Source organism: Sphingobacterium ginsenosidimutans (assembly GCF_039536865.1).
Lineage (GTDB): Bacteria > Bacteroidota > Bacteroidia > Sphingobacteriales > Sphingobacteriaceae > Sphingobacterium > Sphingobacterium detergens.
This window is the reverse complement of record NZ_BAAAZK010000008.1, coordinates 585,212-598,862: the sequence shown is the minus strand read 5'-3', so window position 1 is coordinate 598,862 and position 13,651 is coordinate 585,212. Positions and strand designations below refer to the sequence as shown.

Sequence of the window (13,651 nt, the reverse complement as noted above, 5' to 3'; positions counted from 1 at the left end):
AGCGTTTTTTATTTGGAGCGAAAGACGAGATTCGAACTCGCGACCCCAACCTTGGCAAGGTTGTGCTCTACCAACTGAGCTACTTTCGCGTTGATGCTACAAAAGTAAGGCATTTCTTCTTATTCTGCAAGAGAAAAAATAAAAAATCTTAACTTAAATCAATTGCATCGACACAATTAATTCCATCTATAGCAGCCGAAATAATACCGCCTGCATAGCCGGCTCCCTCCCCACAAGGGTAAAGTCCTTTGACCTGAGGGTGTTGCAGATTTTCTTTGTTTCGAGGTATACGTATGGGTGAAGATGTCCTCGATTCTACACCGACCAAAATCGCATCATTTGTATAATACCCTTTCATCTTTTTTCCAAATATTGGTAAGGCACCACGAAGGGCTTCATGCACAAAAGTCGGTAAAACCTCCCTCAAGTCTGCCGAAGATGTCCCAGGTTTGTACGAATTCTCCGGTAGGTCCATCGAGACCCGTCCCTCAACGAAGTCAACCATTCGTTGTGCGGGGGCAACAAGACTTCCTCCACCAACCTCGAAAGCTTTGCGTTCAATTTGCTTTTGAAAATCAAGTAAAGCAAAGGGATCATTTAGGGCATTAGGTACATCTTCGAGGTTGATCTGGATGACGGTGCCTGAATTGGCATGTGGATTATTACGTTTGGAAGGCGACCATCCGTTGACCACGATTTCATCACGGTCTGTTGCACAGGGAGCGATGACGCCACCGGGGCACATACAGAATGAAAATACACCACGATCATTAACCTGTTCGACCAGACTATAATAAGCTGGAGGTAAATGCTCACTTCTGACTTGGCAATGGTATTGTGCCTGATCGATAATTGCTTGTGGATGTTCTATGCGGACGCCTAAGGCAAAGGCTTTTGCTTCGATCAGCCAGTTGTTGCGATGAAACAGTTCAAAAATATCCCTAGCGGAGTGGCCAGTGGCCACGATAACATGATCAGCTTTGATTTCCTCCCCACTGGCTAATTTTACACCACGAACCTGACCAAAGGATTCCAAAATATTATCTACACGTTGGTCGAAAAGAAATTCACCGCCAAATTCAATCACACTCTCCCGCATCGCCTCAATAATATGAGGGAGCTTGTTTGTACCGATATGGGGGCGGGCATTCACTAAGATGTCTGTTGTCGCTCCATGAGATACAAAAAGTTTGAGAACTTTGTCTACATCCCCCCTTTTATTGGAGCGAGTATAGAGCTTCCCGTCTGAATAAGTTCCTGCACCACCTTCTCCAAAACAGTAGTTGGATTCAGGGTTTACAACACCTTCGCGGTTCAGTTTCGCAAGATCACGTCTTCGGTCCTGTACTTTTTTTCCTCTTTCGATGACAATCGGTCTGAGGCCACGTTCAATACAGCGAATTGCCGCAAATAAGCCAGCAGGGCCAGCACCAACGATAATGACCGGTTTGCCATCCTGGACAGACTTAAAGTGGTTTTCATAAATCTCCGGTACCGGAAGTTCGTCGATATAATAAATGACCCTTGCTCGATAGACCACCTGCTTACTGCGGGCATCGATAGAACGTTTACGGATTTTATAACCTTTGACCTGTTGTGGTTTCAGACGTAGGGCTTTTACACCTTGTTGTAGAATATATTGCTCATCTTCGATTTTTTCGGGAAGGATAGCAATCTCAATTTCTTTTTGCATAAGATAAAGGGCTGGGTTTTTATCCCAAAACCGCGACAAAGTTACGGAATATTGGCTGTTTGCCGATTTGGAAATAAAAATATTCTTATCTTAGTAAGAGCTTGGTATATGCTTTGATAGTGTAACCATATAATTTGAATAGTATTTAATTCTTTGAACAATGAAAATGAAAAGATTTTTAGTAGCCCTATGTGGTTTATTTGCATTAGTGTCATTAAACTCATGTGGTTACAATACGATGGTTTCTCAAGATGAGAACGTCAAAGGGAAATGGGCACAGGTTGAAAATGCGTACCAGCGCCGCGCTGATTTGGTGCCAAACTTGGTGAATACTGTCAAAGGTGCAGCAAAACACGAGGAGAGCACATTGACCGCAGTCGTTGAAGCGAGAGCTAAGGCAACATCTGTTACAATTAATGCAGATGACTTAACAGAAGAGAATATTGCGAAGTTCCAAAAAGTTCAAGATCAATTCAGTGGTTCTTTGAGCCGCCTATTGGCTTCGGTAGAGGCATACCCAGATTTGAAGGCAAATCAAAACTTTTTGGAATTACAGGCTCAATTGGAAGGTACAGAAAACCGTATATCGACCGAACGCAGGTCATATAACGAGGCTGTACAGCAATTTAATACGACTGTACGTAGCTTCCCAAATAATTTAATGGCTGGTATGTTTGGATTTAAAGCGAAGGGAACATTTACTGCTGCTCCCGGCTCAGACAAAGCACCGACCGTATCATTCTAATAATACTTTTATTAGAAATACACGATATCATGGATGATGCGGCTTGCGTATGGGCCCTTCATCCATTTTTTATACAGAATGTTTTATAGGTGGTAAGTGTTTGCCGGCAGGCCTAGTCAGACAGACGAACGCTAACATAAATGAAGATATATTATGGCTTTAAATGCTGAGGAACAAGAAAGAGTCGTTCATGCCATCAATGTGGCTGAAAACGAGACATCGGGAGAAATCCGTGTTGTGATCGAAAATCATTGTCCCGATGAAGTTCACGATCGTGCAACGTACTATTTTTCCAAATTGGGCATGCATAAAACCATGCTGAAAAATGGCGTGCTTATTTATATCGCATTGGAGGATCATAAATTTTCTATCATCGGTGATAAGGGTATCAATCAACGGGTGGAAAGCGATTTTTGGAATTGTACCAAAGATCTTATGGTCGAAGAATTCCGTATGGATAAAATTGTTGAAGGTCTCGTGAAGGGAATTGAACATGCAGGCAAACAATTAGCGAAATTCTTTCCCAGAGAACATGATGATATCAATGAACTTCCAAATGATATTGTTTTCGGTGATCGCTAGTCAATAAAAAATAAAACTTATGTCGAAATTATTTTCTCGGGTTCGGATTCCGGTCATGATGATAGTGCTGTGGGCACTGACTTTCATGACTGCAATAGGGCAGGATTTTCCAGAGACACCCAATAAACTTGTCAACGATTATACAAATACATTGACAGCCAGTCAAAAACAGCAATTGGAGCAAAAGCTGTTGGCATTTGAAGATTCTACTTCCACACAGATTGCCGTTGTTGTGATGAACTCTACCGGAGGGTATGATATCTCAGATTATGCGGTTCGGCTGGCGAAGAAGTGGGGTGTCGGGAACAAAAAATACAGTAATGGTATTTTATTATTAGCGGCATTGGGCGACCGGGCTGTTACCATTCAGACTGGTTACGGGATTGAAGGAGCTATTCCAGATGCGATAGCCTATCGTATTATTGAAAATGATATCAAACCAGCGTTTCGTCAGGGTGATTATTATGGTGGAGTTGACAAAGCCACGAATTCCCTGATTTCGTATGCAAAAGGAGAATATAAAGCTGATCCTAAACAGCCTAGTGGTGGTGGATCAGGATCAATTATATTTGTCATCATTGTAGTAATATTTCTTGTTGTGATGTTTTCAAATCGAGGTGGAGGAGGAAAGGGTGGTGGTCGTGTGATGAATGGTCGTGGCTCGTCCGATATTTTCTGGTGGACCTTGCTTAACGGTCTTGGTGGTGGCGGTCGAGGTGGTGATGGCGGGTTCGGTGGTGGATCTGGAGGTGGATTTGGTGGATTCGGCGGCGGCGATTTTGGCGGCGGTGGTGCTTCGGGACGTTGGTAACAACTTTGCTAAATAATGTTAAATAGCATGTCAGTGCAAAGGAAATGTTTTACATTTATGGGAAGTATATAATTATGAAAAAGGGAATATTAATGGGTTTAAGCTTTTTACCAGCCTTATTGATGGCACAAGAAAGCTATACGGTAACAGGAAAAGTGAATGCGGCTTCTGACAAAGCCAAAGTATTTTTGCAGTATCCTAATAATGGTACACGTCAGTTGGATTCAGCAGCTGTCGTTAAAGGCGAGTTTAAATTCAACGGTCAGGTAGCTTCACCAACTAAAGGTGTAATGATTTATTCTCCTGATGGACTTTCTTTCGGAGAATTAAGAGGTGCTCAAAAGCAACCTGAAACAGCACAATTGTATTTATCCAAAGGGGTGATCAAGGTTGATGCATCCAAAGGATTTAAAGACGCGTCGGTAACAGGTACAGCAATCAATGATGATTTTACCCAATACAAAACTTTTGTAAAACCTCATACAGATGCATATGAGGCATTAAATCAGCAATATTTTGCGGCGTCTGAAGCTCAAAAACAAGACCCAAAATTTATTGAGGGATTGCAAAAGCAAGCTGGTGAGATTTCTGAAAAGATGGAAAAATCTGACGCTGAATTTATCAATAAGAACCCAAAAAGCTGGTATACTTTGGATCTATTGGCGGAAAATATAAGCGGCGAAAATGTGAATGAATATGTAGCTTCTTTTGATAAACTGTCTCCGGAATTAAAAAATTCTGAAAAAGGAAAAGAACTGGCAGAACGTATTCAGAAATTGAAAGCTGTTGCCGTAGGTTCTGTAGCGCCAGATTTTACATTGCCTGATACGACCGGTAACAATGTTTCTTTATCTTCGTTGAGAGGAAAATATGTCTTGTTGGATTTCTGGGCAAGCTGGTGTGGACCTTGTCGTCATGAAAACCCGAATGTTGTTGCGGCATTCAATAAGTATAAAGATAAAGGATTTACAGTATTTGGTGTTTCCTTGGATAATCCAGGTAAGAAAGATGCTTGGATGAAAGCGATCCATGATGATAATTTGCAGCAATGGCCGCATGTATCCGATTTGCAAGGTTGGAAATCTGCTCCTGTTAAATTATATGAGGTGCGTGGAATTCCGCAAAACTTCTTAATTGATCCTTCAGGCAAAATTGTCGCTTCAAATCTAAGAGGAGAAGCTTTGGAAGCTAAATTAGCAGAATTATTGAAATAGTCTGATCTTACAGCCTAAGACTGCGCTATACAAAGACACTTATTTAAAATCTTTTATGTATGAGAGATTTTAAATAAGTGTCTTTTTGTTATGGGTTGTCCTACGTATCTTTTCTTTACCTTTGCTTAAGAAATTAACTTGGGTTTCTCCTTTTAAGCTGTTGAGGATCGTATGAATGCTTTGGAAGGATCCGATCAAGCAAGAAACAAGAAGGATGATTTTTTGTCGATTTATATCCCCCAGATAATCGAATTAGGGTAATTTGTAGGGATGAAATCGAGCAGGACATAATTTTGACCCGTGGGGACAACTGCTCGGGTTTTCATAAATAATCAAACCGGGTGTCGTAGTACACTCAGAAAATAATAAAATGAGAAAGAAACTGATTGTGGTGATGGCGTGGGTTATATGTGCCGTTGCCTGTAATTCGAAGAAAGAAAATGGCGTCCCCGTGGTTAACCTAGAAGCACTCAGTGCAATTCCTTTGGATCATTCTATTGACACACTGGCTAAAGGAACAGCGTTTATCGATGTGACATTACCACCTAATGCACGGATAGATGAGTTATCGCAACAGGAACTAGGCTTGTTGAAGGCTGCTGCCTATCGTTTCTATCACCATGTAACGTTAACGGACAACCAGTATAAAGTTAATATCAAGGACCCAAAGTCCTTACATATTTCCGATCAGGTTGTCAAAGCCTATGAGCAGGCAATTCTAAATACCAATCATTTTGCCGATTCAATGGCTAAGGCTGGACAGACCATTCAATTACCTATTGTCAATGAGGAGTATCTAAATAACTTGCTGAAATAGGCGTCTCAAAAGAAGATAAGACAAGGACTTCGAGGTAAGAATATAGTAACTACTAATAACTCATAAAAAAACGGTGTGTCCGAGCTGGTTGGACACACCGTTTTTTTAGTTTTATTTGTTTCTCCTACAGTTGGTTTTCAGCTATTCAACTTTTAGAGGAAGTGCTTCTACTTTTGAGTAGCTTCGTTTTCTTATATATCCCAATTTGGAAGCCTGTCTTTTTATAAAGAAAGTATCTCAATGATACGAAGCAGATCCTCATTAAGTTTGACGTTATGTTTAATAGCGCTCTTAAAAGGAGTGAATCTGATTTCACTACAGATTAGTCCGGCCATTTCACCTCTACGGCCCGCAACAAGCGCTTCTACTGCCGCTACACCAAGTCTGCTTGCAAGTACACGGTCCATACATGTTGGGCTACCACCACGTTGGATGTGACCTAAAATAGAAAGCCTTACATCATAATGCGGGAAATTTTCTTTTATTTTTTCCGACACGATCATTCCACCTTCTTTGTCCCCTTCAGCAACAATAATAATACGCGAAGATTTGTTCTTACGGCTCTTATCCAATCTTTTCATGATTGCATCGTAATCCACTTCAAATTCCGGAACCAATACCGCTTCAGCTCCGGTACTTATACCCGAACGGATGGCGATCAAGCCAGAGTCACGTCCCATAACCTCGATGACAAAAACACGGTCGTGAGACTCAGCAGTGTCACGAATCTTGTCTACTGCCTGAATAACGGTGTTTATTGCTGTATCATAACCAATGGTGAAATCAGTTCCGGCCAGATCATTGTCGATTGTTCCTGGTAGACCGATAATTGGAAAGTCAAACTCGTCAATGAATTTTGATGCACCTGTAAATGTTCCGTCACCACCGATGACGACCATAGCGTCAATTTCATGGCTACGTAAGTTATCATAAGCTTGTTTACGGCCTTCTATGGTCTTAAAAGCCTCACTGCGCGCAGTTTTTAGGATTGTGCCGCCACGTTGTATGATATTGGCTACGGATTTGGCATCCATAGGGAAAATTTCTCCATTTACCAAACCATCATAGCCCCTGCGTACACCAAATACCTCAAGATTGTTAAAGATACCCGCTCTCACTACAGCGCGAATACCGGCATTCATTCCTGGAGCATCTCCTCCAGATGTCAAAACAGCAATTTTTTTAATGTTACTCATACGTACTCAAACTTAGCTATTTTTGTGCTTATATACAATTATATTTCCGTTATAAAAAGTTCTGAATCGCTTAAAAGTGCTTAAATAATTGCCTTATGCTATGCAATTAATCTAAGCGAGTAGCAAACTTCATGTAAACTTTACAATAGCCTTTTACATGTTAAATGAGCTATTTCCGGTTGTTATATCAGCAGGCTTATTTTTTAGCTTTAAAAGCATCAATTCCGCTTTGTAAAAAAGCCTTGTATTGTTCGATATTTCTATTTGCACCAGATTGAGGTACTAATACCTTACCTGAGGCATCCACGATTACATATAAAGGCTGTGAATTGCTATTGAACGTCGATGCCTGAAAATCGCTGTTTTTATTACCGATTGTTTTAATTTTCTTGCCACTATATTTGGAAACAAATTGTTCGTTTGCCGGTAATTCTGTTTTATCATCAACAAATAGTTCGGCCATAACAAATTCTTCTTTTAATAGTTTGGCAACACCAGGATCAGTCCAAACATTTGCTTCCATCTCTCGGCAATTGACACAGTTCCAGCCCGTGAAATCTATTAATACAGGTTTGTTCAGTTCTTTTGCAGTTTCCAAAGCTTGATCATAATCGTAGTATGGATCAAAGCCTTTTGGGGTACCGCGCTCATGGAAGATTTCCGCATATTTTTTTACTTTACCATCACTGTGAGCAGGCGTACCTACTACTCCAGCCGAAAGGTCAAAGTCCTGTGTCGCAGAAGGCGGTAAGAAAGCGGAGATGGATTTCAATGGTGCCCCCCATAGGCCAGGAACCATATAAATGACAAAGGAGAATACAACTATGGCAAGTATTGTACGCGGTACAGAAAGGAATTTCAGTTCGCTATCATGTGAAAACTTGATCTTCCCAATAAGATATAAGCCCATTAGGCCGAATATAGCAATCCACAAGGATAGGAACACCTCACGATCCAACCAATTCCAGTGATAAGCTAGGTCTACATTGGACAAAAACTTTAAAGCCAAGGCAAGCTCTAAAAATCCAAGAACTACTTTTACCGAATTGAGCCATCCCCCCGATTTGGGCAATGACTTTAACATCGAAGGAAACATAGCGAATAGACCGAAAGGAATCGCTAATGCAATAGAAAAACCCAACATACCAACGGCTGGGCCTAAACGTTCACCTTTTGATGCGGCCTCAACAAGCAAGGTGCCGATGATCGGACCTGTACAGGAAAAGGATACAAGTGATAGGCTGAATGCCATAAAGAAAAGTCCAATAAGGCCCCCTTTATCTGATTTTGCATCCATTTTATTAACAAAGGAACTTGGTAATGTGATTTCGAAAGCGCCAAAGAATGATGCCGCAAAAACGACAAGTAATAGAAAAAATAGGAAATTGAATATCCCATTGGTCGATAAGGCGTTAAGCGCATCCGAACCAAAAGCAATTGTGATAATCATTCCGAGCGCGACATAGATCACAATAATAAAAAGGCCATACAATAGCGCTTTGCTAATGCCACTCGCACGCGTACCAGATTGTTTGGTAAAGTAGCTGACTGTCAGTGGTAACATCGGAAATATACATGGCATCAAGAGTGCGGCAAACCCGCCAATTAATCCAGCGATAAAAATACTCCAAAGAGATTTCTTCCCAGTTTCGGAATTACCGGCGGGAATATTTGTTGCTGCCTTATCCAATTTGCTGCTATCTTGACTCAGGGTTGTATCCGGAGCGTCTGAAAAAGCCAGGTCGTCCGGTACTGCCTCTACTGCAGGTGTAGTATCTGGTGAAGATTCAAATTGAAGCCCTTCTGTACTCGTTAAACTATCTTGTTCGAAGGCAAAAGTCGTCGTCGTAAGAGAGAGGCTGAAAAAAGCAATTAAAAGTAGAATAAATGTGTTTTTTAACATGCGTATCTGTTTCTGATGTCAGCTTCAAAAATAAAAAAAGGCGATGAGAATCGCCTTATTATTTTATCCGTGTATGATCATTTTTACTATTTGATTGTCACAGCAAAAGCATATTCGTCAGGAGGAAGACATTGTGATGCATCACAAGCTTGCCATTCAACGGTACCTTTTACTGTTGCTGTACCTTTATTCAACTTTACTTTTTGTTGAAAGATCACTTCATTTGTAAAGTAACCAACGTCCATTTTAAACACCTCTTCGTGTTTAACTTTTGGTTTTGGCTCAGCAGTTTTACCAACTAATGCGTATTCAGCAGCTTTTGCAAAATTGAAGGAAGTTGGAATAGGTCCACCATCTTTTACATTTTGGGAATAAATGTGCCATCCGTTTTGGATTGTTCCTTTGACATAGACAACAGCTTCGTTGTTGTTCAGTTTCTTGCTGGCTACAGTCCATTTTACAGGTTTGTGAATTTGAGCGAAGGCTCCAGTAACTGCGAAAATTACTGCAGTTATTAACAATACTAATTTTTTCATTTTCCTAAATAATTATTGCAGTTCGTTATACACCTTTGATAACTAAAGTTAAAAAAGGTTTAATTTATCCACTTTACAAAAGTAGCATATTCTAAAATGGTTTATCTGTATTTAGTGTAAAGATTAGGATATAAGGTGGCTTATCTCTTTGATGTTAAACTTCTGCAATTTGTTGTCAATAAGCACTTGTAGTTGACCATCAATGCCCACTGCCTTAATGATTCCCGTTTTTTTTTCGCCTGCCACTAAAAATGGGCGTTCCTGATCTTTCCAAAATAGTGACTCATTATAGCGGTCCAATATAGGCTGCCAGGATTGGGTGAAGAGGTTGTTATACTCCTTTTGGATACTATCAAAAAGCTCGACGGCCAGGTCCTTTATGACATAATCGGCTTTGTTTGTAAGAACAGCTAGCGAAGTAATTGTTGTCGCTGTGTCAAAATTGACTTGATTAATATTAATGCCGATTCCGACAATAGACGCTTCAATTTTATTTCCCTTTAATTTATTTTCAATAAGGATGCCTACTATTTTTTTGTTGCCCACATAAATGTCATTGGGCCATTTTACGGTCACATCCTGCTCAGTCTTGCGTTTAAGCCAGTTGACTACGGCGATTGCAACCGTGGCTGAGAGCGCAAATTGTTGCGCTATTGATAAGAAATGCGGTTTTAAAAGAATTGATGTAGTCAGGTTTTTTCCAGGTTCACTGACCCAGGTGCTTCCTCGTTGCCCTTTTCCCTGAAACTGTTCTCCTGCTAAAATGGCAGTGCCCTCTGCGAGTGGCTTGAAATTTGACAATAAATCTCTTAAATAATCGTTTGTAGAGGCAACTTTGTCAAGATATATTGTATTTTGACCGATGATAAGTCCCGAAATATTGTTATTTTGCAAACTGAAAGTATTAAATAAATATTAAGTCAAAACTATCATATTTTTTAATGAGTAAAAATAAAAGTTCAGAATTGTCGCAACGTCTATCAGAAATTATCGTTCACGGTATGCAGGAAAAGAAAGCAAACGAGATTGTTCGCTTGGATTTAAGAGATCTTCACAGTTCTGTTTCTGATTATTTTGTGATTTGTCATGCCGACTCCAACATTCAGGTAAATGCGATTGCCAAAAGTGTTGAGGAGGAAGTCTATAAGGCTTTTGGTCAAGAACCCCAATATAAAGAAGGACAATCAAATGGAGAGTGGTTGATTTTGGATTTTGTGGATGTGGTTGTACATATCTTTAAGACCGAAAAAAGAGCGCATTACGCAATCGAGGATTTGTGGGGAGATGCACAAGTTCAGCATTTCCAAAGCGCTTAATAAAAGCCTCAATTCAATAATTTATACAGAAAATATAATTACGATATAATGAAAAAAATCCCAAGTAGTAAGGTAAGCCCGAAACCGCCAAAATTCAATTTTGTGTGGCTTATGATTGCCATGTTTTTAGGTTTTTTTGCCTTGCAATATGTTTTTGGAGAAAACCCGGCTAAGGAAATTAGCTATAGTGATTTTGAAACACGCATGTTAAAAACCGGCGCTGTTGAGCGTTTGGAAGCATATAAGAAAAATGATCTTGTCGAGGTAGAAGTTTATCTAAAAAAGGGCTGGAAAGATAATCCCAATTTTAAAGACGTAACTAAAAGCAATGATCCAATCCCTAGTCTTGCTGGTCAAGAGGAAACAGGTCCGCAGTATATCTTTAAGGATGCCTCAGCAGAGGTTCTGGAGAAAAAATTAGCTGCATCGCAGGCTGAACTGGCTCCAGGAACACCTAAAGTGCAATTAAAATATGCCGATCGTTCTAATCCTTGGGCGAGCTGGTTTGTGACATTTATGTTGCCATTGTTAGTGTTGGCAGCGATCTGGATTTTCTTGATGCGCCGTATGGGCGGTGGTGCTGGTGGTGGCGGTGGTGCGATATTTAATATCGGCAAATCCAAAGCACAGTTATTCGATAAAGAATCACAAATCAATATCACTTTTAATGATGTTGCAGGCTTAGAAGAAGCAAAACAAGAAGTAATGGAAATTGTGGATTTCTTGAAAAATCCACGTAAGTATACGAATCTAGGGGGTAAAATTCCAAAAGGAGCATTGCTGGTAGGCCCTCCGGGAACAGGTAAGACTTTATTGGCAAAAGCTGTTGCTGGTGAAGCACAGGTGCCTTTCTTCTCCCTATCTGGTTCAGACTTCGTAGAGATGTTTGTTGGTGTGGGTGCTTCACGTGTTCGGGACTTGTTCAAACAAGCCAAAGAGAAAGCACCATGTATTATTTTTATTGATGAGATTGATGCGATCGGTCGTGCCCGTGGTAAGAATTCTATGATGGGTGGTAACGACGAACGTGAAAATACATTGAACCAGTTATTGGTGGAAATGGATGGTTTCGGTACGGATTCGGGTGTTATTATTTTAGCAGCGACAAACCGTATTGATGTATTGGATACTGCATTATTGCGTCCAGGACGTTTCGATCGTCAGATTTCTATTGATAAACCAGATTTGATCGGTCGTGAGCATATTTTTAAAGTGCACTTAAAACCATTGAAGTTATCAGCGGAGGTAGATGCCAAAAAATTATCGGCACAGACTCCAGGTTTTGCTGGTGCAGAGATTGCTAATGTTTGTAATGAAGCGGCGCTGATTGCTGCACGTAAAAACAAACCTGAGATAGATATGCAAGATTTTCAGGATGCCGTGGATCGTGTGATCGGTGGTCTTGAGAAAAAGAATAAAATCATTTCTCCTGAGGAGAAACGTATTGTTGCTTACCACGAAGCAGGGCATGCTATTGCGGGCTGGTATTTGGAACATGCGGATCCTTTGGTAAAAGTTTCTATTGTTCCGCGTGGAGTAGCGGCTTTGGGATATGCACAATACCTTCCTCGTGAACAGTTCTTATATACAACAGAACAACTGGTGGACAGCCTGTGTATGACTATGGGTGGGCGTGTAGCCGAAGATATTACTTTTGGGCGGATTTCCACAGGTGCTCAAAATGACCTAGAACGTATCACGCAGCTTTCTTATGCAATGATTGCCATCTATGGTATGAACGATAAGGTAGGAAATGTGTCTTTCCGTGACAGCTCAGAGGCTTCTTTCCAAAAGCCATATTCTGACAAAACGGCAGAGCTTATTGATGCCGAAGTTCGTAATCTGATTACAGATGTCTATGCACGTACAAAACAACTTTTGTTGGACAAACGTGAGGGACTGATTAAGATTGCAGAGAAGTTATTGGAAAAAGAGATTCTTTTCCAATCTGACCTTGAAGAGATATTAGGTAAGCGTCCTTTCGATACCAAGACAACTTATGATGAATTTGTCAACGGTGCGGATGGTGGCGGTGTACCACAGACCGATTTGCCATTGGATGTTCACCCTGAGGAGGCAACTTCAAAAGATGAACAGCGATTGGATAATCCATCACCGAATAGTTTAAACTAATTTAGATTTTACAGCGCTAGAAAAACTCTAGCGCTGTATTTATATTGCTATTGAGCCATGAACGTGAAGAACGCGACAGCGAAGGAGGTAATGTTAAAACGCATACGTCAGGCATTGCTTCAAAAAAACGATAATCCACACCCTAATTTCAAAGAAACACCCCTTTACAAAGAAGAGGATGAATTGGTTGATCTTGTTTTTGTTCGTGAATTGACAGCCGCTGGCGGCAAGTTTCTTTATTGCGATGGTGAGATTGGCCTCATCGAAAATTTGATTACATTAACAGAGGTAAACAATATAAAAAATATCTATGCCTGGGAGCAGGGGATCCAAAATCTGCTGAGTCCCTATGGTTTCCCTTTTTTCAAAACGGAGAAAGATTTCGAGTCTGCCAATGCGAGTATCACCTCATGTGAAGCCTTGATCGCACGTAATGGCAGTATCATGGTGAGCAATGCTAATGCTTCCGGACGTCGTCTGAGTATCTACCCACCGATTCATATCGTTGTGGCCAAAGCTTCTCAATTGGTGTGGGATGTGAAAGATGCCTTAGCTTATATGCAGAAACGTTATGGCCAGGAGATTCCAACGATGATTTCAACCATTACAGGTCCTTCACGTACTGCAGATATTGAGAAAAGGCTGGTTTTGGGGGCTCATGGCCCCAAAGAGTTATATGTTTTACTTTTAGAAGACCGTTTCTAG

The 13,651-nt window shown here is 40.7% G+C and carries 13 protein-coding genes and 1 tRNA gene; 8 read left to right on the top strand and 6 right to left on the bottom strand.

From position 1 onward, the window contains the following. Positions 1-13: 13 nt before the first annotated feature. Positions 14-89: transfer RNA gene (locus ABFX33_RS22845), tRNA-Gly, on the bottom strand. Positions 90-148: 59 nt separating this feature from the next. Continuing rightward, complete coding sequence (locus tag ABFX33_RS22840; RefSeq protein ID WP_346088488.1) at positions 149-1,693, bottom strand: NAD(P)/FAD-dependent oxidoreductase; 1,545 nt, start codon at positions 1,691-1,693, stop codon at positions 149-151. 166 nt (positions 1,694-1,859) lie between these two features. Here ABFX33_RS22840 and ABFX33_RS22835 point away from each other — a divergent pair, with 166 nt between their 5' ends. The 5 genes from ABFX33_RS22835 (at position 1,860) to ABFX33_RS22815 (ending at position 5,862) form a co-directional block, all read left to right on the top strand. After that, positions 1,860-2,438: a LemA family protein gene (locus ABFX33_RS22835; RefSeq protein WP_120260560.1), complete on the top strand. Its 579-nt coding sequence runs from the start codon at positions 1,860-1,862 to the stop codon at positions 2,436-2,438. Between the two features lie 153 nt (positions 2,439-2,591). After that, positions 2,592-3,020, top strand: a complete 429-nt coding sequence (locus tag ABFX33_RS22830; RefSeq protein WP_346088486.1) for a TPM domain-containing protein — start codon at positions 2,592-2,594, stop codon at positions 3,018-3,020. Positions 3,021-3,039: 19 nt separating this feature from the next. Continuing rightward, a complete protein-coding gene (locus tag ABFX33_RS22825) occupies positions 3,040-3,831 on the top strand; it encodes a TPM domain-containing protein (RefSeq protein ID WP_428835660.1) in 792 nt (263 codons plus the stop codon). 74 nt (positions 3,832-3,905) lie between these two features. Further along, a complete protein-coding gene (locus tag ABFX33_RS22820) occupies positions 3,906-5,045 on the top strand; it encodes a TlpA disulfide reductase family protein (RefSeq protein ID WP_257096432.1) in 1,140 nt (379 codons plus the stop codon). Positions 5,046-5,415: 370 nt separating this feature from the next. Further along, positions 5,416-5,862, top strand: a complete 447-nt coding sequence (locus ABFX33_RS22815; protein WP_257096433.1) for a hypothetical protein — start codon at positions 5,416-5,418, stop codon at positions 5,860-5,862. Between the two features lie 221 nt (positions 5,863-6,083). Here the strand turns inward: ABFX33_RS22815 and pfkA are convergent, their stop codons facing one another. The 4 genes from pfkA to ABFX33_RS22795 all read right to left on the bottom strand — a co-directional run bounded on the left by pfkA (position 6,084) and on the right by ABFX33_RS22795 (position 10,391). Next, on the bottom strand, positions 6,084-7,058 hold the full coding sequence (gene pfkA / locus ABFX33_RS22810) for a 6-phosphofructokinase (protein WP_257096435.1): 975 nt from the start codon (positions 7,056-7,058) through the stop codon (positions 6,084-6,086). Positions 7,059-7,254: 196 nt separating this feature from the next. Continuing rightward, positions 7,255-8,961, bottom strand: a complete 1,707-nt coding sequence (locus ABFX33_RS22805) for a protein-disulfide reductase DsbD family protein (RefSeq protein ID WP_346088483.1) — start codon at positions 8,959-8,961, stop codon at positions 7,255-7,257. Positions 8,962-9,047: 86 nt separating this feature from the next. Next, positions 9,048-9,497: a protein-disulfide reductase DsbD domain-containing protein gene (locus ABFX33_RS22800; RefSeq protein WP_120260426.1), complete on the bottom strand. Its 450-nt coding sequence runs from the start codon at positions 9,495-9,497 to the stop codon at positions 9,048-9,050. Positions 9,498-9,620: 123 nt separating this feature from the next. Further along, positions 9,621-10,391, bottom strand: a complete 771-nt coding sequence (locus tag ABFX33_RS22795; protein WP_346088481.1) for a biotin--[acetyl-CoA-carboxylase] ligase — start codon at positions 10,389-10,391, stop codon at positions 9,621-9,623. A 47-nt stretch (positions 10,392-10,438) separates the two neighbouring features. On the opposite strand from ABFX33_RS22795, the gene rsfS reads away from it, so the two are divergent. From rsfS to ABFX33_RS22780, 3 genes are read left to right on the top strand one after another with little or no spacing between them, the layout of a single operon-like run. Continuing rightward, on the top strand, positions 10,439-10,813 hold the full coding sequence (rsfS, locus tag ABFX33_RS22790) for a ribosome silencing factor (RefSeq protein WP_104383576.1): 375 nt from the start codon (positions 10,439-10,441) through the stop codon (positions 10,811-10,813). A 48-nt stretch (positions 10,814-10,861) separates the two neighbouring features. Further along, entirely contained in the window at positions 10,862-12,946 is a 2,085-nt protein-coding gene (ftsH, locus tag ABFX33_RS22785; protein WP_346088480.1) for an ATP-dependent zinc metalloprotease FtsH, read from the top strand. Between the two features lie 57 nt (positions 12,947-13,003). Beyond that, complete coding sequence (locus ABFX33_RS22780) at positions 13,004-13,651, top strand: LutC/YkgG family protein (RefSeq protein WP_104383578.1); 648 nt, start codon at positions 13,004-13,006, stop codon at positions 13,649-13,651.